At 71.0% G+C, this 24,015-nt stretch carries 21 protein-coding genes; 9 read left to right on the top strand and 12 right to left on the bottom strand.

Annotated elements, in window-relative coordinates; translation table 11 throughout:
* Window positions 1-3: 3 nt before the first annotated feature.
* Both AB0I32_RS12675 and AB0I32_RS12670 read right to left on the bottom strand, forming a co-directional pair.
* The gene (locus AB0I32_RS12675) at window positions 4-702 is read right to left on the bottom strand and encodes a helix-turn-helix domain-containing protein (protein ID WP_357506372.1); all 699 of its coding nucleotides are present in this window, start codon (window positions 700-702) and stop codon (window positions 4-6) included.
* A gap of 62 nt (window positions 703-764) precedes the next feature.
* Window positions 765-980: a hypothetical protein gene (locus AB0I32_RS12670; protein WP_357506370.1), complete on the bottom strand. Its 216-nt coding sequence runs from the start codon at window positions 978-980 to the stop codon at window positions 765-767.
* A gap of 265 nt (window positions 981-1,245) precedes the next feature.
* Here AB0I32_RS12670 and AB0I32_RS12665 point away from each other — a divergent pair, with 265 nt between their 5' ends.
* The gene (locus tag AB0I32_RS12665) at window positions 1,246-4,794 is read left to right on the top strand and encodes an efflux RND transporter permease subunit (RefSeq protein WP_357506368.1); all 3,549 of its coding nucleotides are present in this window, start codon (window positions 1,246-1,248) and stop codon (window positions 4,792-4,794) included.
* A 104-nt stretch (window positions 4,795-4,898) separates the two neighbouring features.
* Here the strand turns inward: AB0I32_RS12665 and AB0I32_RS12660 are convergent, their stop codons facing one another.
* Together AB0I32_RS12660 and AB0I32_RS12655 are read right to left on the bottom strand one after the other, a co-directional pair.
* Window positions 4,899-5,789 carry an ABC transporter permease subunit gene (locus AB0I32_RS12660; RefSeq protein ID WP_357506366.1) on the bottom strand — a complete coding sequence of 297 codons (891 nt, stop codon included), beginning with the start codon at window positions 5,787-5,789 and terminating at the stop codon, window positions 4,899-4,901.
* Window positions 5,786-6,739: an ABC transporter ATP-binding protein gene (locus AB0I32_RS12655; RefSeq protein ID WP_357506364.1), complete on the bottom strand. Its 954-nt coding sequence runs from the start codon at window positions 6,737-6,739 to the stop codon at window positions 5,786-5,788. The genes AB0I32_RS12660 and AB0I32_RS12655 overlap by 4 nt, the downstream gene beginning before the upstream one ends.
* 221 nt (window positions 6,740-6,960) lie before the next feature.
* Between AB0I32_RS12655 and AB0I32_RS12650 the strand changes: the two genes are divergently transcribed.
* Window positions 6,961-7,860: a Bax inhibitor-1/YccA family protein gene (locus AB0I32_RS12650; RefSeq protein WP_357506362.1), complete on the top strand. Its 900-nt coding sequence runs from the start codon at window positions 6,961-6,963 to the stop codon at window positions 7,858-7,860.
* A 75-nt stretch (window positions 7,861-7,935) separates the two neighbouring features.
* Here AB0I32_RS12650 and AB0I32_RS12645 read toward each other — a convergent pair whose 3' ends face one another.
* The 4 genes from AB0I32_RS12645 to AB0I32_RS12630 all read right to left on the bottom strand — a co-directional run bounded on the left by AB0I32_RS12645 (window position 7,936) and on the right by AB0I32_RS12630 (window position 12,181).
* Window positions 7,936-8,610, bottom strand: coding sequence for a hypothetical protein (locus AB0I32_RS12645; protein WP_357506360.1), 675 nt, complete (start codon window positions 8,608-8,610; stop codon window positions 7,936-7,938).
* Window positions 8,607-9,233, bottom strand: a complete 627-nt coding sequence (locus tag AB0I32_RS12640) for a TetR-like C-terminal domain-containing protein (RefSeq protein WP_357506358.1) — start codon at window positions 9,231-9,233, stop codon at window positions 8,607-8,609. Before AB0I32_RS12640 ends, AB0I32_RS12645 begins: the two co-directional genes overlap by 4 nt.
* The gene (locus AB0I32_RS12635; RefSeq protein WP_357506356.1) at window positions 9,226-10,119 is read right to left on the bottom strand and encodes an alpha/beta hydrolase; all 894 of its coding nucleotides are present in this window, start codon (window positions 10,117-10,119) and stop codon (window positions 9,226-9,228) included. The genes AB0I32_RS12640 and AB0I32_RS12635 overlap by 8 nt, the downstream gene beginning before the upstream one ends.
* Window positions 10,120-10,249: 130 nt before the next feature.
* The gene (locus tag AB0I32_RS12630) at window positions 10,250-12,181 is read right to left on the bottom strand and encodes a glycoside hydrolase family 15 protein (RefSeq protein WP_357506354.1); all 1,932 of its coding nucleotides are present in this window, start codon (window positions 12,179-12,181) and stop codon (window positions 10,250-10,252) included.
* Between the two features lie 297 nt (window positions 12,182-12,478).
* Between AB0I32_RS12630 and AB0I32_RS12625 the strand changes: the two genes are divergently transcribed.
* Both AB0I32_RS12625 and AB0I32_RS12620 read left to right on the top strand, forming a co-directional pair.
* Window positions 12,479-12,901 carry a YciI family protein gene (locus AB0I32_RS12625; protein ID WP_357506352.1) on the top strand — a complete coding sequence of 141 codons (423 nt, stop codon included), beginning with the start codon at window positions 12,479-12,481 and terminating at the stop codon, window positions 12,899-12,901.
* A complete protein-coding gene (locus tag AB0I32_RS12620) occupies window positions 12,874-14,208 on the top strand; it encodes an RNA polymerase sigma factor (RefSeq protein ID WP_357506350.1) in 1,335 nt (444 codons plus the stop codon). Before AB0I32_RS12625 ends, AB0I32_RS12620 begins: the two co-directional genes overlap by 28 nt.
* 21 nt (window positions 14,209-14,229) lie before the next feature.
* Here AB0I32_RS12620 and AB0I32_RS12615 read toward each other — a convergent pair whose 3' ends face one another.
* Window positions 14,230-15,189 (bottom strand): DMT family transporter, encoded by a 960-nt coding sequence (locus tag AB0I32_RS12615; RefSeq protein WP_357506348.1) that lies wholly within the window; start codon window positions 15,187-15,189, stop codon window positions 14,230-14,232.
* Window positions 15,190-15,270: 81 nt separating this feature from the next.
* Between AB0I32_RS12615 and AB0I32_RS12610 the strand changes: the two genes are divergently transcribed.
* Both AB0I32_RS12610 and AB0I32_RS12605 read left to right on the top strand, forming a co-directional pair.
* On the top strand, window positions 15,271-16,182 hold the full coding sequence (locus tag AB0I32_RS12610; protein WP_357506346.1) for a LysR family transcriptional regulator: 912 nt from the start codon (window positions 15,271-15,273) through the stop codon (window positions 16,180-16,182).
* Between the two features lie 60 nt (window positions 16,183-16,242).
* Window positions 16,243-16,644: an FKBP-type peptidyl-prolyl cis-trans isomerase gene (locus AB0I32_RS12605; RefSeq protein WP_357506344.1), complete on the top strand. Its 402-nt coding sequence runs from the start codon at window positions 16,243-16,245 to the stop codon at window positions 16,642-16,644.
* Window positions 16,645-16,863: 219 nt separating this feature from the next.
* On the opposite strand, the gene AB0I32_RS12600 is transcribed toward AB0I32_RS12605, so the two are convergent.
* The 3 genes from AB0I32_RS12600 to AB0I32_RS12590 form a co-directional block, all read right to left on the bottom strand.
* The gene (locus tag AB0I32_RS12600; protein WP_357506342.1) at window positions 16,864-18,879 is read right to left on the bottom strand and encodes an adenylyl cyclase; all 2,016 of its coding nucleotides are present in this window, start codon (window positions 18,877-18,879) and stop codon (window positions 16,864-16,866) included.
* 104 nt (window positions 18,880-18,983) lie between these two features.
* Window positions 18,984-20,312, bottom strand: a complete 1,329-nt coding sequence (locus AB0I32_RS12595) for a methyltransferase (protein WP_357506340.1) — start codon at window positions 20,310-20,312, stop codon at window positions 18,984-18,986.
* Entirely contained in the window at window positions 20,309-20,710 is a 402-nt protein-coding gene (locus AB0I32_RS12590; RefSeq protein WP_357506338.1) for a DUF5997 family protein, read from the bottom strand. Before AB0I32_RS12590 ends, AB0I32_RS12595 begins: the two co-directional genes overlap by 4 nt.
* A gap of 122 nt (window positions 20,711-20,832) precedes the next feature.
* On the opposite strand from AB0I32_RS12590, the gene AB0I32_RS12585 reads away from it, so the two are divergent.
* The 3 genes from AB0I32_RS12585 (at window position 20,833) to AB0I32_RS12575 (ending at window position 23,908) form a co-directional block, all read left to right on the top strand.
* On the top strand, window positions 20,833-21,831 hold the full coding sequence (locus AB0I32_RS12585; protein ID WP_357506336.1) for a LysR substrate-binding domain-containing protein: 999 nt from the start codon (window positions 20,833-20,835) through the stop codon (window positions 21,829-21,831).
* Between the two features lie 142 nt (window positions 21,832-21,973).
* Window positions 21,974-22,654 (top strand): LPXTG cell wall anchor domain-containing protein, encoded by a 681-nt coding sequence (locus tag AB0I32_RS12580; protein ID WP_357506591.1) that lies wholly within the window; start codon window positions 21,974-21,976, stop codon window positions 22,652-22,654.
* A 597-nt stretch (window positions 22,655-23,251) separates the two neighbouring features.
* Window positions 23,252-23,908, top strand: coding sequence for a hypothetical protein (locus AB0I32_RS12575; RefSeq protein ID WP_357506334.1), 657 nt, complete (start codon window positions 23,252-23,254; stop codon window positions 23,906-23,908).
* The last annotated feature ends 107 nt before the right edge of the window (window positions 23,909-24,015 follow it).

Here is a 24,015-nt window from a genome sequence, read left to right as displayed (position 1 = left end):
GCGTCAGAGCGGGTTGCCCTCGGGGTCGACCGTCGGGAACACGTCGAAGTGGATCTCGAACGGCACGGCTCCAGGTTTGCCCTCTTGCCTGCTGAGCGGGTCGAGGTGTTCCGCGGAGAACCGCTCCCATGCCTCGACGACAGCTTTCGCCTGCTCCCGCGTGGCCCACTTGTTGACCGTGACGAACGTGGCGGAGCCCAGCCACGACTCCAGGGTCTCCTCGTCAGCCTCCTGGCCCGCACGAATGAAGGCCATCACCCGTTCGTTGCGGAGGCGGAGGAACTCGATGTTGACGGCCTCGGCGGTCTGCCGGCCCGCGGGGGACTCCTTGCCCGCGCTGGAGATGCTGAACCCACCTGGGGTGCGTTCCCACCAGCGCTCCCGCGCGGTGCCCTTGCCCTCGACCTCGCGGACCAGTCCGTGCTTGGCGAGCTGGCGGAGGTGATAGCTCGTGGAGCCGCTGGACTCGCCGACGATCTCGCCCAGCTTGCTGGCCGTGAGGGGCCCGCGGCTCGGCAGCAGGTCGAGGATGCGGATGCGCAGCGGATGGGCGAGCGCACGCAGTGCTGCGGGACCGAGCTCGGCCGGCGGGCCCGCGACGGTGGACGCGGCGCTGTCCGGCACCGCACGAGGTGATGGCGCCGAGGAGCGAGAGTCTCGTTCCGCCTGCCCGTCCGGGAGGTTCTTACGTGCTGTCGCCATAGGCAGGACGTTACCCACTCGACGTGACCGGGACCGGGCGGTGGGCACAGGGCGCGCGGCGATCAGCGCAGGGAGAGCGGGTGGCGAGCCGCCATGTTGTCGCGTACCCCCTCGGCCTGGGCACGCTGCCGCTCGGCGCGCTCGACCTCGCGACGCTGCGCCTCGGGGTCCGTCTGCCTCGGCTCAGCGGGCCGCCGGACCCTGGCGGGGGCAGCGGCAAGCGGGACTCTGAGGGGCTGCGGAACGGCGGTGCGGATGGTCGGTGCGTAGACGCTCATCGCAGTCTCCTGGCTTCGGGGCTCGTGAGGGGAGTAGCAGGTGTGCACGACTCTACGCAGGCAAACATCTCTTTGCAAGAGATTCTTTGCAACCGGTTCTTTGGAGTGGCGCTCCGGTACGGGGCTGTCCAGCCGGGCTTGCAGGCGGCGCAGGACACTGCCCTACTCTGTGACTTCCGTCGGTTTTCACCCCCTTGGTCCGAACCCGGCCACGACGGCGGCGTCGCGCCGTATGCCCGAACCTCGTCCGCACCGTGGAGTCCTCGTGTTCCATCTCGCCCGGCTGTCTCTCGCGAACCGAGCCGTCGTGGCGCTGGTGACCATCGCGATCGCGGTGTTCGGCGTGCTGAGCATGACCTCCCTGAAACAGGAGCTGATCCCGTCCCTGCAGCTCCCGACCGGCATCGTGAGCGCGCAGTACCAGGGCTCGTCACCCGAGGTCGTGGAGGAGCAGGTCACCGACGTGATCGAAGAGGCCATCACCTCGATCGACGGGATCGCGGCGGTCCGGTCCACCGCGTCCACCGGTGTCTCGCTCACTACCGTCGAGTTCACCTACGGCACCGACATGGAGGCCGCCTCCCAGCGTCTCCAGACCGCGGTGGCAGGTATCCAGCCCGTCCTGCCCGAAGGCGTCAGCCCCCAGGTCGCCACCGGCTCCGTCGACGACGTTCCGGTGGTCCAGCTGGCCGTTGCGGGCGACAAGAGCCCCGATGCCCTCGCCGACACGGTCGAGAACGTGGTCGTTCCCGCACTGGAGGACGTCGACGGCGTCCGTGCGGTCGCGGTCAGCGGCGAGCGCGAGACGGAGGTCCGCATCCTGCCCGACCAGGAGAAGCTCTCCGCTGCGGGCCTCGCTCCCGAGGACCTGGCCACGGTGCTGCAGGACAACGGCGTCGTCCTGCCGGCGGGCGAGATCACCGAGGGCGGGCGCGCCTGGTCCGTCCAGCTCGGCAAGCCCGTCGACATGGTCGACCAGATCGCCCAGCTGCCCGTCGTCCCGGGCGGTGCCGGCGGCCCGGGTGCGGCAGCAGGCGACACAGCAGCAGGCGACACAGCAGCAGGCGACACGGGCACGGACGCCGACGCGATGGCCGGCCTCCTGCCCGCCGACCCGGATGCGCCTGCCGTGCCGGACAGCCCGCCGCTGCTGGGGCAGGTCGCATCCGTGCAGCTCGAGCCGGTGGAGGCGACGTCGTACTCCCGCCTCGACGGCGAGCCCTCCCTCGGCCTGGCCATCACGAAGACGCCGGAGGCGAACACCGTCGAGGTGTCGCACGCGGTCGAGCGGGCGCTCGCCGAGCCCGAGGTGGCGGACACACTGACCGAGCGCGGCGTCGACACCGCCGTCGTGTTCGACCAGGCGCCCTTCGTCGAGGACTCGATCCACGGGCTGGCCACGGAGGGCGGGCTCGGCCTGCTGTTCGCCGTCCTCGTCATCCTGGTCTTCCTGATGTCGATGCGCTCCACGCTCGTGTCCGCGATCTCGATCCCGTTGTCGCTGGCGGTGACGTTCATCGCCATGAGCGCGGGCGGCTACACCCTCAACGTCCTGACGCTGGGTGCGCTCACGATCTCGATCGGCCGTGTGGTCGACGACGCGATCGTCGTGATCGAGAACATCAAGCGGCACATGTCGTACGGCGAGGAGAAGACCACCGCCATCCTCGCGGCCGTGCGTGAGGTCGGCGGGGCCATCGCCGCCTCCACGATCTGCACCGTCGCCGTCTTCCTGCCCATCGCGTTCGTCGGCGGCATGGTCGGCGAGCTGTTCCGGCCCTTCGCCCTGACCGTGTCGATAGCGATGCTCGCCTCGCTCGTCGTGGCGCTGACGATCGTGCCGGTGCTGGCGTACTGGTTCATCAGCCCGCCGAAGAAGGCAGGCCGCGGCGCGGCGCTCGCCCGGGCCGCGGCGGAGGTGAAGGAGAGCCGCGGCGTCTGGCAGCGGATCTACGTGCCGACGCTGAACGGCGCGCTCGGCCGGCCGGGCGTGACGATCGCGGTCGCCGTCGCGATTCTCGGCGGCACGGCCGCCCTCGTCCCGAACATGGAGACGAGCTTTCTCGGGGACAGCGGCCAGGACACGGTGACCGTCACGCAGCACTACGCGCCCGGCACGTCGCTCGCAGGGCAGGACGAGGCGGCGCAGCAGGTGGAGGCCGCTCTGGCCGACGTCGACGCGGTCGAGAGCGTGCAGGCCACCGTCGGCAGCGGCGGCGACATGTCGATGGCGGCCTTCGGCGGGGCCAGTGCGGGTCTCAAGGCGACCTTCGCGGTCACCCTCGCCGAGGACGCCGACGGCACGGACGCCGCGGCCGACATCCGTGCCGCCGTCGGAGGGCTGACCGAGGAACCGGCGACCGAGGTCTCCGTGTCCGCCGGCGACTCCGTGGGCACGTCGTCGATCGACCTCGTGGTTCGTGCGCGCGACGACGCGACCCTGACCGAGGCGACCGGTCAGCTGCAGGAAGCGACGAGCGGTCTGGACGGGGTGGCCGAGGTGGGCAACGACCTGGCGGCGGCACAGGAGATCGTCGAGGTGACCGTCGACCGCAAGGCCGCGGCCGGGTACGGGCTCACCGAGACCCAGGTGACCGCCGTCGCGTCCGCCGCGATGGCCGGTGCACGGGACATCGGCGAGCTGCACACCGCCGAGGGGCCGGTCGGGGTCACGCTCTCCGCGGGTGCGGTGCCTGGCACCATGGCCGAGATCGAGCAGATCCCGGTGCCGACGGCGGTGGGCGCCATACCGCTGAGCGATGTCGCGAACGTCGAGGTGGCCAGGACGCCGACGTCGATCAGCCGGATCGACGGCGACCGGTCGGCGACCGTGTCGGTGGCGCCCGCCGGTGACGACCTCGGCGCGGTCACCGAGACGGTGAAGGCCGAGATCGAGTCGATAGACCTGCCGGCAGGTGCGACGGTGTCGGTGGGTGGTGCGGCGGCAGACCAGGCAGAGGCCTTCAAGAACCTGGGGATGGCGCTCCTCGCCGCCATCGCCCTCGTGTTCATCGTCATGGTGGCGGCGTTCCGCAGCCTGGCGCAGCCGTTCATCCTGCTGGTGTCCATCCCGTTCGCGGCGGTCGGGGCTCTGGTCGCGCTGGTCGCCACGAACACGCCGCTGGGCGTGCCCGCGCTGATCGGCACCCTCCTGCTGGTGGGCATCGTCGTGTCGAACGCGATTGTGCTGATCGACCTGATCAACCAGTACCGGCAGGACGGCATGGGTCTCGACGAGGCCGTCCGCGAGGGCGCCCGGAAGCGGCTGCGGCCCATCGTCATGACCGCCCTCGCCACGGTCTTCGCGCTGCTGCCGATGGCGTTCGGGCTGACCGGCGGCGGGGCGTTCATCTCGCAGCCGCTGGCGCTGGTGGTGATCGGCGGGCTCGTGTCATCGACCCTGCTGACGCTGTACGTGGTGCCGGTGATCTACACGATCTTCGAACGCCGGGCCGAGCGGCGACGAGCGGCGGACCAGGCGGCCGGGCGCACCACGCGCAGGCCGCTGACCGGCGCCTTCCCCAGCGTGGCGACCGGTGCCTTCCAGGCCGTCGCACGGGAGGCCGCGGCGCAGCGTCCGGCGCGGCACAGCAGGCCGACGCCGGCTCAGGCCCCGGCCTGGCCACCCCAGGTGGCGCCGGCCCGCCAGCAGGCCCCGCAGTTCCAGCCGCCCCAGTTCCAACCGCAGAACCAGGCGCCCCAGCGGCGACCTCCGTCACCGTGGTCACCGCAGCCCGGCCCGGTCGCCGAGCCGGCCCGCCAACGGCCCACGGCCCCTCCGGCCTGGCCCCACCCGCTGGATCCGCCCGACTGACGGCCGGCTCCGACGTCCGCCTGGAGAACACGATCAGGCATGGTTCTGGGGCCAGAACCATGCCTGATCGTGTGACGGAGGCGGACTTCCGCCAGGGTCGGCTGCTACGCGTCGTCGAGCTTGAGGCGCAGGGCACCGGCGACGACGACGATCACCGTGTACGCGGCGAGCACACTGATGCCCACCCACGGGTCGAGGACCTCAGGCACCTGTGCGCCGGTCGGCGTGATCGCCGATCCCGCAACGCTCGGCAGGAACTTGTTCACGTCCAGCACCCACTCCACGCTCGACGCGAGCGCCACGGCGATGCCGAACACCATCGGGATCACCAGGAACACCGCAACGGTCGTGAAGATCGCGCCCGCCGTGTGGCGCAGGAGCGTGCCGATGCCCAGCGCGAACAGCGCCACCAGCACGGTGTAGATGACAACGCCGTAGAGCTGCCGGAGCTGGTCGCCGTCGGACCAGTCCAGCGTCATGTCGTTGGCGTTCAGGATGGGGTAGGTCACGAGCCAGCCCACCAGGAGGGACACGGCGGTCAGCACCGCCGTGACGAGGGCGAGCACGACCGCCTTCGCGGCGAACGCCCCGAGCCTGCCGGGCGCCGCGGCGAACGTGGACCGGATCATGCCCGTCGAGTACTCGCCCGTGATCAGCATGGCGCCGAGCACGGCGACCACGAGGGCGGCGAACTCGTACCCGCCCGCGATGACCGTTGGCGCGCCGAACACCGCATCCATCGAGGCCTGGTCCTCGGCAGCCATCTCGACGTCGCTCATCTGGTCGCTCAGGAACTGCGCCACGAAGGCCATCATCAGCGCGACGCCGACCATGATGACGACGGTGGCGCCGAGCGTCCACCACGTCGAGCGCAGCGACCAGAGCTTGATCCACTCCGAGCGCAGCAGCCGCCAGAAGGTGACGTTGTGGACCGGCGTGCGCTCCGCCGTCGTGCCCGGTGCAGATCCGCCCGGAGCGGTGACCGTCGCGCTCATGCCTTGCTCCCCTCGAGGTCGGACTGCGTGCCCGCGTGGCCCGCGATGGCCTCGGACTGGTACTCGACCGAATCGGCGGTCAGCGACATGTAGGCCTCCTCGAGCGTGGACGCGACGGGCGTGAGCTCGTGCAGCACGACCCGCGCGGAGGCGGCCAGCTCGCCGACGGCGGCGGCGTCCGTGCCCCGGATCTCCAGGAGACCGGGCTCGACGGCGTCCACCTCGGCCTCCGTGCCCTTCAGGAGCTCTGCGAGCACCGTGGCCTGCGGCGACCGGACCCGCACGACCTTGCGTGCGGCGCCGTCGACGATCTCGGAGACCGGTGCGTCGGCGAGGATGCGGCCCTTGCCGATGACGAGCACGTGGTCGGCGGTGAGAGCGACCTCGCTCATCAGGTGGCTGGACAGGAAGACCGTGCGGCCCTCCGACGCCAGGTACTTCGCGATGTTGCGGACCCAGAGCACACCCTCGGGGTCGAGACCGTTGACGGGCTCGTCGAGGATGAGCGTGCGCGGGTCGCCGAGCAGGGCGGCCGCGATGCCGAGTCGCTGGCCCATGCCGAGCGAGAAGCCGCCCACGCGCTTGCTCGCGACGGGCCGCAGGCCTGTGAGTTCGATCACCTCGTCGACCCGCTTCGTCGGGATGCCATGAGTGGCTGCCATGGCGAGCAGGTGGTTGCGGGCGGTCCGCCCGGTGTGCACGGCCTTCGCGTCGAGCAGCGCGCCCACCTCGGCGAGTGGGCTGCGGTGCGCGGCGTAGGGCTTGCCGTTCACGGTGACCGTGCCTGCGGTGGGCTTGTCCAAGCCCACGATCATGCGCATGGTGGTCGACTTTCCGGCGCCGTTGGGGCCAAGGAAGCCCGTCACCTGGCCCGGTTGCACGGTGAACGTGACTCCGTCGACGGCCGTCTTCGTGCCGTACCTCTTCGTCAGGCCTGTGGCCTCGATCATCACTTGCCCTTCCATCTGGCACGCCGGGTGGCCTCTGCGGCCACTGGTCGGTCACGACAAGATTGGTTACGACGAGACTAGGGAGCCGACGGGGTCCGCCGCACCCTATTCAGGCCTGGATCATCCCTCGGGCGGACCGAGTTCATCCGAAGGTATGACCCGGGAACTACTGAGACCCTCCCAGCGTTCCCTAGGATGGTCCGACAGACCAGGAGGAGCAGATGAGCAACCCCGTCTTTTCGAGAAGCGACGTCTTCGGTGAGCCCCGTCGCACCGGTGCAGCCGACGCCCGCCGTGGTGGCACCGCCACCTACCCCAACCAGACTCCCGCATATGGCACCCCGCCGCAGGCCGGCCAGTACGGCCAGTACGGTGCGGGTCAGCAGCCCGTGGACGCGTCAGATCTTGACGCGATGTACCAGTCGCCGTCCGCGACCACTGCGGACACCAGGCGCCTGACCTATGACGACGTGATCATCAAGACCGGTGGGCTGCTCGCCCTCCTGGTCGTGGTGGCTGCGGCGACATGGACGCTGGTTCCGCCGGCCATGCTGGGCATCGTCATGATCGTCGGCCTGATCGGTGGCCTGGTCCTCGGCCTGGTCAATGCCTTCAAGCGCAACCCGAGCCCTGCGCTGATCGTGGCGTACACGGTGTTCGAGGGCGCGTTCCTCGGCGCGATCTCGCTGATGTACAACCAGATCGCCGACGGTGCCGTGTGGCAGGCCGTCCTTGGTACCGCGTCGGTCTTCGCCGTGAGCCTGTTCCTGTTCAGGAGCGGCAAGGTCCGAGTGACGCCCAAGTTCACGCGCTGGCTGATGTTCGCCCTGCTGGGTTACGCCCTCTTCAGCCTGATCAACTTCGTGCTGATGATGACGGGCGTGCTGGACGGCTTCGGCATGCGTAACGGCCCGATCGGCGTGATCGTCGGTCTGGTTGCCGTCGGCCTCGCAGCGGCTTCCCTGATCGTCGACTTCGACTCCATCAAGCGTGGTGTCGAGGCCGGCGTGCCCGCCAAGATGGCCTGGTCGGCGGCCTTCGGCCTGCTGGTCACGCTGATCTGGCTGTACCTCGAGCTGCTTCGTCTCGTGACGATCATCAGCAGCTTCGGCAGCGACTGATCCACCTGCTGTACCAGCGACGGCCCGGTCACCTTCCAGCGGAAGGTGACCGGGCCGTCGTCGTGCGCGGTGGGACTACGCCCGAGCCGTCCGGGAAGGCGTGACGACGGCGACCAGCACGCATCCCGCGGCGAACAGGAACCCGTGCGTGATCCGCAGCTCCGGCCCACCGAAGAACTGGGGGAGTACGAGCACCAGGCCGATGGCCAGCAGGATGCCGGCCCACCTCAGGCGGGTACCCGCGCGCCACAGGGCGACCGTCACCAGCACCCCGGACACGGCGAGCAGGAGCAGGCCCGTGGCGAACAGGGTGACTGCCCACGGCTGCATGCGCAGCACCTCGATGTCGGCGAGCAGCCCGAGGTCGCCGTCCCGCAGTGCGGCTTCCGCGATGGTGCGGATGCCGAAGATCTCAGCGCCGAAGTAGAGCGCAGCCAGGCCGGCGCCGGTCCACGCGGTGACGAGCGCCCAGGTCGCGGCGCCGACGCCGGCTCCGGGCCGAGCATCGGCGCGATCGGCGGCGGGACCGGCCTGGGCGAGGACCGACCGCAGCCCAAGGAGCGCGGGCGCGAGGAGGGCGAGGCCGAGGATCCCGCACAGGTGCGCCACCACCCAGCGATCGGACGCGAAGGCCGTGGCGAGCTCGGCGGTGGCCACCGTCTCGTCCGGCCAGGGCCGCAGCAGGGGGAAGAGGAGGAAGGTGAGGCCCGCGGCGACGAAGGCGACGCGGGTCCGGCGGACGGTGGTCATGTGTGGCTCCCAGTGGTGGTGACGCTCTGCGGGGTGTCGGACGGCGCGAGCGCGGCGACTCCCGCCACGATCATGTCGAGCAGCACCGTGAAGCTCTGGTCGACGTCCTCCCGCATCCGGAAGCCGCCGCCGAGCTCGAGGGTGACGAAGCCGTGCACGCCCGCGCGGACCGCGCGGACGGCGTCGATCAGGCGGGCGTCCGGGAGGCCGAAGCCGCGCAGGACGGCGACCACCACCTGGACGCTCTCGGCCGCCGCGTCGCGGAGCGCGGCGTCGGCGGGCGCGTCGGGGTCGGGGCCGATCTGGGTGGCCGCGTACCGCCCGGGGTGGTCCAGGGCGTAGCCGCGCCAGGCCGTTGCCAGCGCGCGAAGGGCGTCCGCCCCGGCTCTGCCCACGGTCGCCGAGGTACCGGCTGCCGTGAGCTCCCCGACGGCGATCAGCGTGACCTCGCGGCGCAGGTCGCCCAGCGAGCCGACGTGCTTGTAGAGGCTGGGGGCAGCGACACCTGCCTTCGCGGCGACCTTCGCCAGCGTCAGGTCGGCGAACCCGCTCGTCCCGCCGGCGTCGACGACCTCGACCGCCAGGCGCACGACGGCGTCGGGGGACAGGCCCGCCCTAGGCACGTGCGCCGCCGTCCTTGGCCTGTGCGGCGGTGTCCGCCGTGGCGCGTGCGGGCAGGGGCGGGAGGCCGGCGAGGAGCTCGAGCACGGCGGGTACGACGACGTCGGCCGCCTGGTGCTGCGGGTAGTGGCCTGCGTCGGGGACCAGGATGCCGCGGGTGTCGATCGCCCCGGTGATCCAGTCGAGCTCGGCCGCGGGGTCGGAGAAGTCGGGGTCGAGCGCGCCGACCAGGGTGACGGAAGGGGCCTGGACGGCGGCCAGGCGGGCCTCGACGACCGAGTGGTCGAGTGCCACCGCGAGGTCGCGGAGGGAGCGCAGCCGGGCGGGCTGGCTCATGTTCCGCCGGATCGCGGCGACGTGCTCGGCGTGCCGCGCGGAGCGCTGGCCCTTGGTGATCGAGGAGTAGAAGGACCCCCAGAACGCGGCGCCCCACGGCCGGGCGAAGAGTACGCGGTAGGCCACGCCCATGACCTTCTGCATGCCCGGGGAGCCGGGCTGGCGCAGGTACGGGCTGAGCAGGACCAGACCGCGTACGAGGTCCGGGCGCTCCGCGGCGGCCCAGGCGGCGGCCGAGGCGCCCATCGAGTTGCCGATCAGGACCCCCGGGCCGGCGTCGAGGTGCTCGACGAGCGCGATCAGGTCGGTGCCCGTCGCGTCGTCGCCGTGCGTGCGGAACGTGGTGTCCGAGTCGCCGTGGCCGCGCAGGTCGGCGACGACCACGCGGTAGCCGGCGTCGACCAGGGCGGGGGCGACGTCGTCGTAGGTGGACCGGAGGTCACCCATGCCGGGGACGGCGACGACGAGCGGCCCGGCGCCCGTGTCGCTATACGCGATGTTGCCCTCGGGGCGGGCGAGGAAGGAGAGCGGGGCACTCTGGCTGGTCGTCATAGCCAGAAAGCTACGCCTATTAGCCAACGGGCGCAACCCCCTTTCGGCGAAGTAGAGCGCCTGTCCGTCCCGGCGAGGCGAACCTCGTGCGAGACGGACAGGCGCTCTACTTCGCGGAAAGGGTTGCGGGTCAGGACGGCCGGGGCACCACTCCGAAGTAGCCCTTCTCCGCCTCGCCGTTCTCTGCCTTGATCACGTGCATCACGGCGTTGATCAGCGCCAGGTGCGTGAACGCCTGCGGGAAGTTCCCGAGGTGGCGTCCGGTGCCCGGCTCGATCTCCTCGGCGTAGAGGTTGAGCGACGACGCGTAACCGAGCAGCCGCTCGCACAGCGACTTGGCGCGCTCCACCTCGCCGATCTCGACGAGCGCCGACACGAGCCAGAACGAGCAGATCGTGAAGGTGCCCTCCTCGCCCTGCAGGCCGTCGTCGGTCTCGTCGGTGCGGTAGCGCAGCACCAGGCCGTCCTCGGTGAGCTCGTCCGCGATCGCCAGCACGGTCGCCTTGACCCGGTCGTCGTCCGGCGGCAGGAAGCGCAGCAGCGGGACCAGCAGCAGCGACGCGTCGAGCGCCGGGTCGCCGTAGCGCTGCGTGAAGACGCCGCGCTCGTCGACACCCTTGGTGCAGATGTCGTCGAAGATCTCGTCGGCGATCTTCTGCCACGACTGCGCGTAGTCGAGCTCGTCGTACAGCCGGGCGAGCTTGGCGCCCCGGTCCATCGCGACCCAGCACATGAGCTTGGAGCTGGTGAAGTGCTGCGGCTCGCCGCGCACCTCCCAGATGCCCCGGTCGGGCTCGTGCCAGTGCTTCGCGGCCTCCTCGACCTGCCGCTTGAGGATGGGCCACAGCGACTCGGGCAGCTGGTCGCGCGACTTGGCGTGCAGCCACACGGAGTCGAGCACCGCGCCCCACACGTCGTGCTGCCGCTGGTCGTACGCGGCGTTGCCGATGCGGACCGGCTGTGCACCCTCGTAGCCCGACAGGTGCGGCAGCTCGAACTCCTCGAGGGTCTCCTCGCCACCCACGCCGTACATGATCTGGAGCTGCCGGTTGTCGCGGCAGACGTCCTGGATGAACGCGAAGAAGTCGTTCGCCTCGCGCTCCAGCCCGAGGGTGTACAGCCCCCACAGCGCGAACGTGGAGTCGCGGATCCACGCGTACCGGTAGTCCCAGTTGCGCTCGCCGCCCGGGGTCTCGGGCAGGGACGTGGTGGCTGCGGCGATCAGCGCACCCGTGGGGGAGTAGGTGAGCCCCTTCAGGGTGAGCGCCGACCGCTGGAGGTACGCGCGCCACGGGTGGTCCGGGAACTCGCCCTGCGTGATCCAGTCGCGCCAGAACCGCTCGGTGCGCCACATCGCGTCGAGGGCGCCTGCGTACGTCGTCGGCGCGCTCTGCGAGCCCCACGACATGGCGACGAAGTGCGTGGCGCCCTCCGTCATCCGCGTGCGCGCGGTGGCGCGCTTGCCCTCCAGCCCGAACCGCAGGCTGGACTGCAGGTGCAGGTCGGGGTTGGAGTCGCCGACGTGGGCCACCACCGACGAGTACCCGCTGTTCTCGTACTCCCAGTCGACCTCGGACCGGGCGTAGTCCGGGCGCGGCTCGCACACGACCTCGAGGTCCACCGTGCCCGAGACGCACTTGATGGTGCGCATCAGGATGTGCTCGGCGTCGTCGTCCGTGGGGGTGCGGCGGTGCGTGCCCGAGCGCGACTCGAGGTCGTGCCACGGGCCCATCAGCATCGCGTCGCGGACCACGAGCCAGCCGGTCGGCGTCTGCCAGGTGGTCTCGAGGATGAGCGTGCCGGGCAGGTAGCGGCGCGCGACGGGCACCCGCACGCCGTGCGGCCCGACGCGGAAGTAGCCGGCTCCCCGGTCGAGGATCTTGGCGAAGATGCTCGGGGAGTCGGGTCGGGGGACGCACATCCACTCGACGCTGCCCGACGGCGCGATCAGCGCGTTGGTCTCACAGTCGGAGAGGAACCCGTACTCGCCGATGTGCGGGAACTTGCTGCGTCCGTCCCAGGCGCGCGGGGAGGCGCCGTCGCTCGTCGTATGTCCCTTCACCGGACCCGAGCTAGTTGGCTTCGGGGTCTGGCGGCGCCGTGGGGATCTGCCGGATGCCGTGGGAACTTCGGCGTCGGCCCCCACGGGCTCAATCGATTCGAGCGTCATGAGACTCAAGGGTTCCGCACGTTCCGCGCACGTGGCAAGCCGGGCGTGTGTGACGCGTGGAACCTCCGCTCCATGCACCGTCATGAATTCCTGAAGGGAATATCCGGGTTGTGTCGATCGAGCGGTTTCCCGTTCGACCTGTGGGTGAGAAGGTCCCATCAGGGGCCCGGACACACAGGAGAAGAAACCATGCCGAAGTACATGCTGATCATGCGCTCGACCGACGAGACGATGGCCGTCTACGAGAACATGGACTTCGAGAAGATCATGAACGACATGGGCAAGTTCAACGAGGACATGGTCCAGGCGGGCGTGCTCGTCGCCGGCGAGGGCCTCACGGATGCGGCCGACTCCGTCGTCGTCGACTACTCGTCCGAGACACCCGTCGTGACCGATGGTCCGTACGGCGAGACCAAGGAGCTGTTCAACGGCTTCTGGATCGTCGACGTCGCCTCGCGGGAGGAAGCCGTCGAGTGGGCCAGGCGGGCACCGCTCGCCGGGCCGGGGAGCAAGCTGGAGATCCGTCGCGTCCAGCAGCTGGACGACTTCCCGCAGGACAACGAGCACGTCCAGAAGGAGCGCTCGTGGCGCGAGTCGACCGGTCAGCTCTGACCGGCGAGGACGCCGCCCGGCGGGCCGTCGAGGCGGTCTGGCGGATCGAGTCCGCGCGCATAGTGGGCGCGCTCACCCGCTACACCCGCGACTTCGAGCTCGCCGAGGACGTGGCCCAGGAGGCGCTCGCCGAGGCGCTCGTCTCCTGGCCGCGCGACGGCGCGCCGCGCGATCCCGCGGCGTGGCTCATCGCGACGGCGCGGCGCCGGGCGATCGACGCGTACCGGCGCCGCGCCGGGCGGGACGAGCGGTACGCCGCGCTCGCGCACGGCCTCGCCGAGGGGGAGGCGACGTCGGGCGTCGGCACGGGGCCCGCTGCGGCTCGGACGAGCATCGTCGCAGGTCAGTCGGGTTCTGATCCGGCTGAGATCGATCCGGACCGGATCGACGACGACGTGCTCGCGCTCATGTTCGTGTCCTGCCATCCCGTGCTCTCGCGGGAGGCGCAGGTCGCGCTCACCCTGCGCGTGGTGGGCGGCCTGACGAGCGACGAGATCGCCAGGGCGTTCCTGGTGCCGGTCGCGACGGTGCAGGCGCGCATCACGCGTGCCAAGAAGACCATCGCGGCGGCGCAGGTCCCGTTCGAGGTGCCGGACGGCGCGGACCGGACCGCCCGGCTCGCCTCGGTGCGCGGCGTGCTGTACGTGATCTTCACGGAGGGTTCGTCGGCGACGTCGGGCGACGACTGGATCCGGCACGACCTGGCGCGCGAGGCGGTGCGCCTGGCCCGGGTGCTCAGCCGGCTCGCGCCCGAGCCGGAGACGTTCGGCCTGCTCGCTCTGATGGAGCTCACCGCGGCCCGGTTCCCGGCCCGCGTAGGGCCGTCGGGTGAGCCGATCCTGCTGGAGGACCAGGACCGGCGGCGCTGGGACCGGGCGGCGATCATCCGGGGCAGGGCGGCGCTGCGCCGCGCCGTCGGCCCGGCGGGTATGGGGGCGTACGCCCTGCAGGCGGCGATCGCGGAGTGTCACGCGGTGGCGCGTTCGGTGGCGGGGACGGACTGGGAGCGGATAGTCGTGCTCTACGAGGCCCTCGGCCGCGTGGCGCCGTCGCCGGTCGTCGACCTGAACCGGGCGGTGGCCGTCGCGATGGCGCACGGCCCCGGCGTCGGGCTGCAGGTGGTGGACGGCCTGGTGGAACGGGGTGTGCTCGCGGGATCGCACCTGCTGCCGGGGGTGCGGGGCGAGCTGCTCGCGCGGCTGGGCCGTACGGCCGAGGCCCGTGGCGAGTACCTGCGCGCGGCCGAGATGTGCGGCAACACCGCGGAGCGCGGCGTCCTGGAGGCCAAGGCGTCGGCTCTCCCATGACCCGCCCAGCACTCAGACGGTCTAGCGGAGGCGGAGGGTGGCCACCAGGACGCCCGTCAGACACAGGGCGCCGCCGACCAGGGCGATCAGCGTGGGGACCTCGCCCAGCACTGCCCACGACATGAGCACCGCGAGCGGCGCGGCGGCGTAGGTCGCGGCACCGAGCCGGCCCGCCGTCGTGCGAGTGAGTGCGTAGCCCCAGGTGATGAACGCGACGGCGGTGGGGAAGACGCCGAGGTAGACGACGCTCAGGGTGGCCGACGTCGGGGCGGCGGCGAGCTCCTGCAGGAGCACCGGCGCGAACGGCAGGCACGCGACCGCTCCGACCAGGCAGCCCAGCCAGGTCATGGTCAGGGAGTCCACCTTCGGCAGCAGGCGCTTCTGCAGGATCGTGCTCCCGGCGTAGAGGACGGCGGCGGCCAGGCCGAGGGCGACGCTCACCGTGTCGGACGCCCCGCTCGACATGGCCAGCGCGATCCCGGCGACGCCGGCGAAGGCGATGCCGATACCGGCGAGGAGCCGCGCCGGGAACCCCTCACCGAGCGATATCCCGGCGAACACCGCGATCAGGATGGGGGCGAGCCCGACCAGGAGAGATGCGGTCCCGGCGTCGAGAGTGCGTTCCGCGGTGTTGAGGGCCAGGTTGTACAGCCCGAACCAGAGGACACCCCAGACGACGACGCCGGCCAGCGTCCGGCCGCGCGGCAGCCGGATCCTGCCGGCCAGGCCTGCGATGACCGTGAGCGCGAGGGCGCCGACGAACATCCTGCCCAGGGCGAGCGAGCCGGGGGAGTAGTCGTGACCAGCGGCCCGGATCCCGATGAACGCGGACGCCCAGAGCACCACGGTCACCACAGCGGCCGCGGGGACGAGGAAGCGGTTCGTGGCCGGCGGAGCAGCCACGGCGGTCAGGGTCATGTCCGGAACCCTGCCCGGTGTCGGAGCCAGGGTCTGGCGGCTTTCGGCCGTGGTGTTGGTCATGGTGCGATCGTCGCCCGAAGCACTGTGAAGCACCAGCGATTCTTTCTTCATCCGAATTCAGTCTCGCTGTACAGTGGCTCCATGCTCGACGTCCACCGCCTCCGCGTCTTCCGTTCCGTCGTCGCCTCCGGGTCCATCGGTGCGGCAGCGGCGAACCTCGGCTACACGCCGTCCGCCGTCAGCCAGCACGTCTCGGCGCTCCAGCGCGAGACGGGCCTCAAGCTGCTGGCCCGGCACGGCCGCGGCATCCGGCCCACCGCGGCCGGGCATGCACTGGCCGCCCAGGCCGACGGCGTGCTCGAACGGCTCGGTGAGGCCGAGGCCATGGTCGCCGACCTGCGCGCGGGCCGCACCGGGTCGCTCTCGGTGGCGTACTTCGCCTCGGTCGGCTCGGCCTGGCTGCCCGATGTCGTACGCACCGTGACCACGCAGTTCCCCGGCGTCCGCCTCGACCTCGAGCTGGCCGAGCACATCCCGGACAAGACCGAGGACCGGGCGGACCTGCAGATCGTCGTCGCGAACGCCGAGTTCGCGGCGGGGAGCGGCTTCACGGCCCACCATCTCCTCGACGACCCGTACGTCGCCGTCCTGCCGCGGAACCACCGGTTCGCCGACCGGGACGAGATCGAGCTCGCCGAGCTCGAGGACGAGTCCTGGATCGACAACGACTTCGCGCGCGGCTGGTGCCGGCGCAACCTCCTTCAGGCGTGCACGGCGGCAGGCTTCAGCCCGACGTTCCGCGTCGAGGCGCACGACTACCCGACGGCGGTCGCGTTCGTGGAGGCGGGGATCGGCATGACGGTGCTGCCGGAGCTCGGCGCCGTCAACCTGCCGCAGGCGACGGTCTCGGTGCCCGTGGTGCGGCCCGCGCCCGTGCGCTCGATCTACGCGGTGCTGCAGGACGCCGTCGCGCACACCCCGCCGGCGATCGCCGCCCTGGACGCGCTGCGGCAGGCTGCCGCCGCTTCGCGGGCAGCCGTGGTGGCCGCATAGGGTGGGTGGGGTAACGGCGCTGGGACCGCTCGGCGCCCTCCCGATCGAGAGGTACTCCTCGTGACCACGCTTCCTACCGCCTCCGGCACCTTCGGTGACAAGCCGGAGCTGACGTTCCCCGAGGGTGACGCACCCACCGGTCTGCAGGTGCAGGTCCTCTCCGAGGGCAACGGCCCGGTCGTCGAGTCCGGGCGCACCATCGTGGTGAACTACCTGGGCCAGACCTGGGGCGGCCACGTCTTCGACAACTCGTACGACCGCGGCACGACCATCGACTTCCCGATCGGCGTCGGCGCCGTCATCGGCGGTTGGGACAAGGGCATGGTGGGCCAGAACGTGGGCTCGCGTCTGCTGCTGTCGATCCCGCCGGAGCACGGTTACGGTGCGCGGGGGGTGCCGCAGGCTGGGATCGGCGGCGGGGACACGCTCGTCTTCGTGGTGGACGTCGTCGACGTGAAGTGACGCTCTTTGCGTAGGGCTCCTTGGTAGAGCCCGCGGGCGGAGAACAAGAACGCCTGCGCGGACCGGGCCGACGAGGCGCCTCCTGAGGCGACTCACCTGTTTCGTCCCTTGACGTCCGCGCAGGCGTTCTTGTTCTCCGCCCGCTCTTGTGTGGCGTCACTTTCCGGCCGGTGGGTCAGCTGGTTGAGCGGGGTCGGCCGGTTGGTCGGTTGGTGGTGGTTAGCTGGTTGGGGGGTAGGCGATCAGCTGGGGGGAGGCGAAGCTGCCTACTGCCGGGGCGCCCGTGTCGTTGATGATGTGGTTGATGCCGCCCGAGCCGTTGAGGAAGACGCTGGTCATGGAGCGGAACTTCACGTTCGGGGTGGTGGGGGCCTGGATGCCCGACTCCACGCGGATGTCCTGGCCCTGGTTGAAGAACGAGTAGACGCCGAGGCCCGTCGCCTCGTGGTGCGTCACGTCGTCCGCCACGCGGTAGGAGGCGTAGCCGAGGCGGTCGCCGTCCATGAACGCTGCCTGCGACGGCGGGTCGTACGGGATCTCGCTCTGGTAGAAGATCGTGCGGCCGTTCTCGCCGTTCCAGATCGTCTGCTCCTCCTGGTAGTGCTCGACGAACAGGCCGGTCGCCGTCACGTCGTCACCGTTGACGACCACGCCGTGCGCGCCCGTGTTGCCGCCCCAGGAGACGCCCTGGCCGTGGTCGGCACGCCACGCCCAGATGTGGTCGAGCAGGGTGTGGTCGCTGTTCACCTCGATCGAGGTGACGGCCTTGCCCTCCCAGGGGCCGCCCACGCGGACGAAGACGTCGGTGAGCGTGGTCGGGTTGGCCGGGTCCGAGACGCTCGCGCCCTCTGGGCCCACCTTGATCAGCGTCGCCGACTCCGGCACGTTCGCGTCGGCGGTGATGCCCGCGACCTTCACGCCCGCGACGTCGCCGATCTCCAGCACGCTGTTGCCCGCCGTCGGGGTGAGCGAGGCGTAGCCGAGGCCGAGCACCACCGTGTCGGCACGGTCGACCCGCAGCGCGGCGTCGAGCTCGTAGACGCCCGGCGTGAGGATGAGGTTCTTCCCGGCGGCCAGCGCGGCATTGATCGACGTCGCGGAGTCGACGTCCTCCCGCGCCACGTAGAAGTCGTCCATACCGATGGACGTGCCCGACTCTGCGGACGTCGACCAGTCGGTGCCGCGGCTGTCGGTGCGCGCGTTCGGCACGAAGACCGCGAGCTCACCGTTTCCGCTCCGGTACAGGAAGGGGGCCTCGCGGCTGATCGGGGTGCTGTCGAACGTGGTCTTGACGCCCTTCGCCCCGTTGCCGAGGTCCTGTCCGAAGTCGGTGGCAGGGGCGCCGTCGACGCCCGAGAACACCATGTTCCAGACGCCGCCGTCCCAGGTGCCCACCTCGCTGTTGCGCGTGAACCACTGCTGCTGCGAGCCGGTGGCGATGGTGCCGGCCACGCGGGAGTTCGCGAGGTAGCCGCCGGAGGCGAACTCGCCGTACCGGCCGAAGACCGTGAGGCTGCCCTGGATGTCCATGCGGCGCATCGGCGCGGCCTGCGACACCGCCCAGCGCATCTGGTGCGGCTCGGTCACGCCCGCCGGGAACGGGCGAGCGGCGTCCTCACCGACCGGGCGCTGGATCGGGTTGATCGCCATGTTCGACATCGACCGCCAGAAGTGGTTCAGCGAGCCGGGGGCGGCGCACTCCCACGGCCGGTCCGGGCAGCCGACCACGGGCTCCACGTGCAGCGCGCCGTTGATCTGCACGGCGTTCGGCTGCGCGCCCAGGCCCGAGATCGACTCGTAGTACCCGACGGTCTGGTTCACGATGTCGGTGGCCGTGGCCGGGTCGTCCTGGCCGGCGGCGCTGCCGTAGGTGCCGGGCTCGAAGAACACCTGGTGCCGGCCAAGGCTCATCTCGGCCTCGTCGTTCACCGAGTCGAGGAACGTGTTGATCCGGTCGGTCGTCCAGGTCGGGTCGATGAACGTGACGTTGGGCCCGAAGTCCGGGTCGGCCGCCGCCTTCTTCGGCTTCTTCACCTTTGGTTTCTTCCCCTTGTGCTCCTTGGCCTCCGACGTCGCGCCCCCCTTGGCCAGGGCGGTCTTCGCCATGGCCCGGCCTTCTTCGGTGGCGGACGGCGCGGCGGTGGCCGGCAGCGCTGCGACCGCGGCTCCGGCGGCGAGCGATGCTGCGACCGCCGCGACGGCGGCGCCGCGCAGTGTGGTGCGGAGTGTCCTCATCGACAGATCCTTCGAGCTCGGGGCAGGCCGGCGATGACCGGGCACGCTGCCGGTGCGGGTGCGCCCGGGGCGAGCGCCCCGCAAGGCTAGCGGCATGACACTGACTAGTCTGTAAGTGCTTCCCGCAGGCTCCGGGTCACCGTGAACTTCGGGTCCTGGGCCACGTGCTCCGTCGGCCCGACGGCACGCTGCAGTGCGCCGCGGTAGTGCAGCCCCGTGTTGAAGACGGTCCACAGCTCGCCGCCGTCGCGCAGGACCTTGCCCGCCGCGGCGAACATGCGGTGCGCGGCGTCGGTGCTCAGTGCGGCACGGTCGTGGAACGGCGGGTTGAGCAGCACGAGGTCCGCCGAGCCGTCGGGGACGGGGAGCAGGTCCCCGGCGTCGCCCCGTACGACGGCGGCCCTGACGCCGTTCGCGGCGAGCGTCGCCTTCGCCGAGGCGCAGGCGGCAGCGCTCCGGTCCGTCGCGATCACATGGGCGCGGGGATAGCGCAGCGCCAGGACGGCCGCGAGGATGCCGGTGCCGCAGCCGAGATCGACCGCGATGGGGCGCCCGTCCAGGTAGTCCGGTCCGAACGGGGAGGCCGCCGGGGTGTCCTGAGTGCCCGGTGCGTCCGCCAGCTCGGGCCAGCGGTCGGCCTGCGCCAGGAGGAAGCGCGTGCCCAGGTCGAGCGTGGCCCCGGCAAAGGCGGCTCCGTGCGCGACGACGGTCAGTCCGGCGTCCGATCTCCCAGCTTCTCCCGGGGCGCCGGTGGCCGCCAGGATCTCGCGGTCGGTCAGCCGGGCGGTGACGGGGTAGGTGAGCGGCCCGACGTCGGACCGTGGCTCCCGCGCGATCAGCAGCCGCGACTTCTGCCGGGCGAGCGACGCGCTGACCTGCCCGAACGACGCGCCGAGCACGTCGTTCATCGCGTGCGTCATGTGCTTGACCCGGCCGCCCGCCAGGAGCGTGACCGCCGGGTCGGCGTACCGCGCCACGTGCTCGGCGATCTCGGTCAGCTCCGCCAGCGACGTGGGTAGCTGGAGCAGCACGAGCCGTGCGCCTGCGAGCAGGTGGGGCTCGATCCTGTCGTGCCCGGCCAGCCCCAGCGGGGCCGGTTCGTGCGGTACCGGCGCGTTGGTGGCGGCCCGTGCGTGCCCGGTCCACAGCACGTCAGACACGCGCGAGGAGTTGGCGCTGAGCGCTGCCTCCGCCGTGATCGCGTCCTGGTGCACCCGGACGTTGTGGGCGCCGAGCGCCAGAGCGCCCAGGCTCAGCGCCCCGAAGCGGTCGCCGATCACCACCACGCCGTCGGGGTCCTGCGCGATCAGCGGTGCGGCCTCGTCGAGCAGGAGCCGGTCGGTCGCATCGACGGCGACCGGGCCGTCGGCACGTGAACCGTCCTCGGGCCAGGGGAGGAGCTCGGCCAGGACGGCGTCCGCCTCTGGACTCACCGGGCGGAGCGGGCCTTCTTCTCCGCAGCCTTGCGGGCCTCCTCGAGCCGCTCCTCCTCGGCGCGCACCTGAGCAGCGATCTCGCGCTCCTGGGCCAGCCAGGCGGGCGGGTTGTCGCGCATCTCGTTGATCTGCTCGGTGGTCAGCGGTTCGGTGATGCCACCACGGGCCAGGCCGGCGATCGAGATCCCGAGGCGCCCCGCCACGACGGGCCGCGGGTGCGGTCCGTTGCGGCGCAGCTCGGCGAGCCACTCGGGCGGGTTGGTCTCCAGCTCCTCGAGCTCTGCGCGCGTTATCGGGTTGTCCTGGAACTCCTGCGGGGTGGCAGGCAGGTAGACGCCGAGTCGCTTGGCGGCATTGGACGGCTTGAACCGCTGCGAGGCGAAGGAGGAACTCATGTTCCCAGGGTATCGGCGCCTGCCCTTCCCGCTCTCCATGGCGGGCGTGATCCTCACCGCTCATCCAGGTTCGCGGGGATCCAGGCGGAACGGGGACGGGGCGCGGGCCGTAGCCTTGGCACGTGAGCCAGCCCCTGCCCGACGTCGGACCGCCTGTTCCGGGTGGCGACCCCACCGACCCCTCGACCACCGGGCCGGAGGTCGAGGACGGCGCGGAGCCCGTGGAGGACGCCGACGCCTACGTCGACCCGAGCCTGCCGCGTTTCCGCCTGGCGTACGTGCCCGGTGCGACTCCCGGGAAGTGGGCAGCCGTGTGGCGTGAACGGCTGCCTGACGTGCGGCTCGAACTGGTGCAGCTCGAGCCGGACGCCGTCCTCCCCGCCCTGGAGTCGGGGGAGGCCGATGCCGCGATCGGCAGGCTCCCCGTGGACAAGGAAGTGTTCGCCGCGATCCCGCTCTACGAGGAGACGTCGGTCGTGTGCTTCTCGCGGGACCACCTCCTCGCCGCCCTCGACGAGGAGGAGACGGTGTCAACCGCCGACATCGCCGGGGATCCCGTCTGGGTGCCGGCGGACGACGTCCTCTTCGCCGCACATCCGGTTCCCGGCGTCGTACCCGTGGATCCGGACGGGAACCCGCTGGGCCAGGTTCCGACCACGGCCGACGCCGTGGCGACGGTCGCCGCGAACGTAGGGGTGACGGTGCTGCCCATGTCGCTCGCACGCCTGCACCGCCGCAAGGACGTCGTCCATCGCCCCCTCGTGGACGGGCCGACGGCGCCGGTGGGACTGATCTGGCCTGACGACCGAACCACCGACCTGGTCGAGGAGCTTGTCGGGATCGTCCGCGGGCGCACGGTGAACAGCTCGCGCGGCCGAGGCCGCCCGACTGCTCAGCAGGCGGAGGATGCCGCAGCGGCCGCCGCCGGAAAAACCGCCAGGTCCGGGGTGAAGAAACCGGTGAAGGGTGGTCCGGGCGGGGCCGCTGGACGCTCCGGTGGGGGGCGCACCGGGGCGAAGACAGGTGGTCGCGGGGGTGTTCAGCGGGCTGGTGGCGGTGTCCAGCGGGGCAAGGGCGCGCGCCCGGCCTCCAAGGGGAAGAAAAAGGGCAAAGGAAAGTAGGGGCACGTTCAAGCCTTTGTAAGATATTTCAATGGAATAACGGATATTGGCGATCTGCGCCATTGTCGCTACGCTCCGGGGTCGTGCCTGAAAGTTCGGCACGCGACAGATCCCCGTCTCGAAGGAGCGCTCAGTGCGCAAGATGACCGTCTTGGGAGCTTCCGCGCTCCTCGTCGCCGGCCTCATGGGCTCGCCTGCCGCCGCGTTCGCCGCACCGATCGCCGGTGCTCCCATCGCGGCTACCCCCAGCGGTGGGGAGTCGACCTGCCCGAAGGACGGCAAGGTCGACGTCACTGGCGAGCACACCACCCTCGAGGTGACCGCAGAGCCCGGCTACCTGATCACCGGCTACTGCGTGAAGGCTGGATCGGACAAGCAGGGCAACGGTCCCGTTGACGTGGTCGTCGACCCGCCGGCCGCCACCGTGACGATCTCGCACCCGTCCGGCAAGGCGATCAGCCACTACACGCTCGTGACGGTCAAGGTCGGTTCGACGCCGACGCCGACGCCGACGCCGTCGCCGTCGGTGCCTGGCGCGACGCCGTCGCCCTCCGTGCCGGGTGCGACGCCGACGCCGACCGAGCCGGGTGCGACGCCGACGCCGACGCCGACCGGGCCTGGCGTTGAGCCCAGCGACGGTTCGGTTCCTCCGGTTGACGAGGCCGGCGACACGCCGTCTCCCTCGGCCGCCGCCGAGGAGCCCGGCGAGCTCGCCGCCACCGGCGCCAGCACCGCCATCGGCTTCACGCTGATCGCGCTGGCCCTCGTGGGCGGCGGCGTGACGCTGATCGTGCTTCGCCGCAAGGGCGTGCTGGGTAGCTGATCCAGCCGTACCGAACGACCGCTGAGCAGAGCGGGCGTCCGGCAGGTGCTTCGTCCGCGAGCTTCGGCTCTGGATGGAGGACCGGCCGGACGCCCGTTCTTTGTTGTGGGCGGGTGAAATCCTTTGAGGACCGGGTGAATTCAACGAACGCGATTCTGGGCGATTCGCACTACAAGCTCGGTGTGCATCTAGTTGCGATCGAATCCTTGTCGTGGAGGCAACTTGCGGATCCCAGTGCGGCATTGTTCTGGAGTGTTCGGCGTTGAATCCATGCAACGTCGCGCCCCGACGTCCGGTTGAACGTGAATGCGTGTGCATAGGCCCTGGTCCCAGGCGTTTCGGATGAAACTACTGGTCACCAGGGTTCTGCGCGGGGTCGGATGGCTGGACGCCGCGGAAGTTCACCCTTTCCTTTCACCCCTGTCGGAAAGGGGTGCTCGCGCGCCGGGAATTGCTGTGCTGGGCCACGTCACGAACCGACAGCAATGTCCGTTTTGATGCTCTTGCATGGGATCCGCTGCGGATCTAGCGTCGAAATCAACAGATGCGCCGCGAACCTTCTCTGCGGCGTCCCGCGCCGAGAAAAGGAACATCGAAATGAAGACCATCACCGCGCTGGGGGCCGCTGCGCTTCTGGCGCTGGGGCTCTATGGCTCGGCTTCGGCCGCGGCGAACGGTGCCCCGGTAGTAGCCGCAGGTGAGGAGCAGGTCTGCCCCGGCGACAAGATCGACGTCGTCGGGAACCACGCCTCCGTCACAGTCACCGCACCCGAAGGCATGGTCATCACCGGGTACTGCGTGAAGGCTGGATCCGCACAACAGGGTGACGGCCCGGAGTTCGTGGTCGTCGACCCACCGGCCACCGAGGTGACGATCGAGCACTCGACCGGCAAGGACGTCAGCCACTACTCCGTGACCTACGCGCCGGCACCGACGCCGACCCCGACCCCGACCCCGACCCCGACTCCGACTCCGACCCCGACGGAGCCGACTCCCACACCGACCCCGACCCCGACGGAGCCGACGCCGACTCCCACGCCGACGGAGCCGACACCTCAGCCGACTCCCACGGAGCCGACCGACAAGCCCACGCCGACGGAGAAGCCGACGCCCGTCAAGCCGCCGGCCCAGGCGCCCCCGTCCGAGCTCGCTTCGACAGGCCCGGCCGAGACGATCGGCTATTCGATGCTGGCCCTCGCCATGATCGGCGGAGGCGTCGCATTCATCGTGCTCGCTCGGCGACGGCTCACCTGAGCGATCCGCGCAGATCTGACCCCGCCGAAACAGGACCGGGGCGACGTAGAACCGACGGTTCGGCTCTATGTCGCCCCGGTTCCGTGGCGTCGGTCCTGCTGCCGGCG

Origin of the sequence: Promicromonospora sp. NPDC050249 (genome assembly GCF_040656015.1) — a bacterium.
Taxonomy (GTDB): domain Bacteria; phylum Actinomycetota; class Actinomycetes; order Actinomycetales; family Cellulomonadaceae; genus Promicromonospora.
This window is presented reverse-complemented; position numbering and strand designations above follow the sequence as displayed.

Bases quoted from the DNA above. Each gene is read 5' to 3' on its own strand.
- AB0I32_RS12675 (WP_357506372.1), bottom strand. From the start codon at position 702: ATGGCGACAGCACGTAAGAACCTCCCGGACGGGCAGGCGGAACGAGAC.
- AB0I32_RS12670 (WP_357506370.1), bottom strand. From the start codon at position 980: ATGAGCGTCTACGCACCGACCATCCGCACCGCCGTTCCGCAGCCCCTC.
- AB0I32_RS12660 (WP_357506366.1), bottom strand. From the start codon at position 5,789: ATGAGCGCGACGGTCACCGCTCCGGGCGGATCTGCACCGGGCACGACG.
- AB0I32_RS12655 (WP_357506364.1), bottom strand. From the start codon at position 6,739: ATGATCGAGGCCACAGGCCTGACGAAGAGGTACGGCACGAAGACGGCC.
- AB0I32_RS12650 (WP_357506362.1), top strand. From the start codon at position 6,961: ATGAGCAACCCCGTCTTTTCGAGAAGCGACGTCTTCGGTGAGCCCCGT.
- AB0I32_RS12645 (WP_357506360.1), bottom strand. From the start codon at position 8,610: ATGACCACCGTCCGCCGGACCCGCGTCGCCTTCGTCGCCGCGGGCCTC.
- AB0I32_RS12635 (WP_357506356.1), bottom strand. From the start codon at position 10,119: ATGACGACCAGCCAGAGTGCCCCGCTCTCCTTCCTCGCCCGCCCCGAG.
- AB0I32_RS12625 (WP_357506352.1), top strand. From the start codon at position 12,479: ATGCCGAAGTACATGCTGATCATGCGCTCGACCGACGAGACGATGGCC.
- AB0I32_RS12615 (WP_357506348.1), bottom strand. From the start codon at position 15,189: ATGACCAACACCACGGCCGAAAGCCGCCAGACCCTGGCTCCGACACCG.
- AB0I32_RS12610 (WP_357506346.1), top strand. From the start codon at position 15,271: ATGCTCGACGTCCACCGCCTCCGCGTCTTCCGTTCCGTCGTCGCCTCC.
- AB0I32_RS12600 (WP_357506342.1), bottom strand. From the start codon at position 18,879: ATGAGGACACTCCGCACCACACTGCGCGGCGCCGCCGTCGCGGCGGTC.
- AB0I32_RS12590 (WP_357506338.1), bottom strand. From the start codon at position 20,710: ATGAGTTCCTCCTTCGCCTCGCAGCGGTTCAAGCCGTCCAATGCCGCC.
- AB0I32_RS12580 (WP_357506591.1), top strand. From the start codon at position 21,974: ATGACCGTCTTGGGAGCTTCCGCGCTCCTCGTCGCCGGCCTCATGGGC.
- AB0I32_RS12575 (WP_357506334.1), top strand. From the start codon at position 23,252: ATGAAGACCATCACCGCGCTGGGGGCCGCTGCGCTTCTGGCGCTGGGG.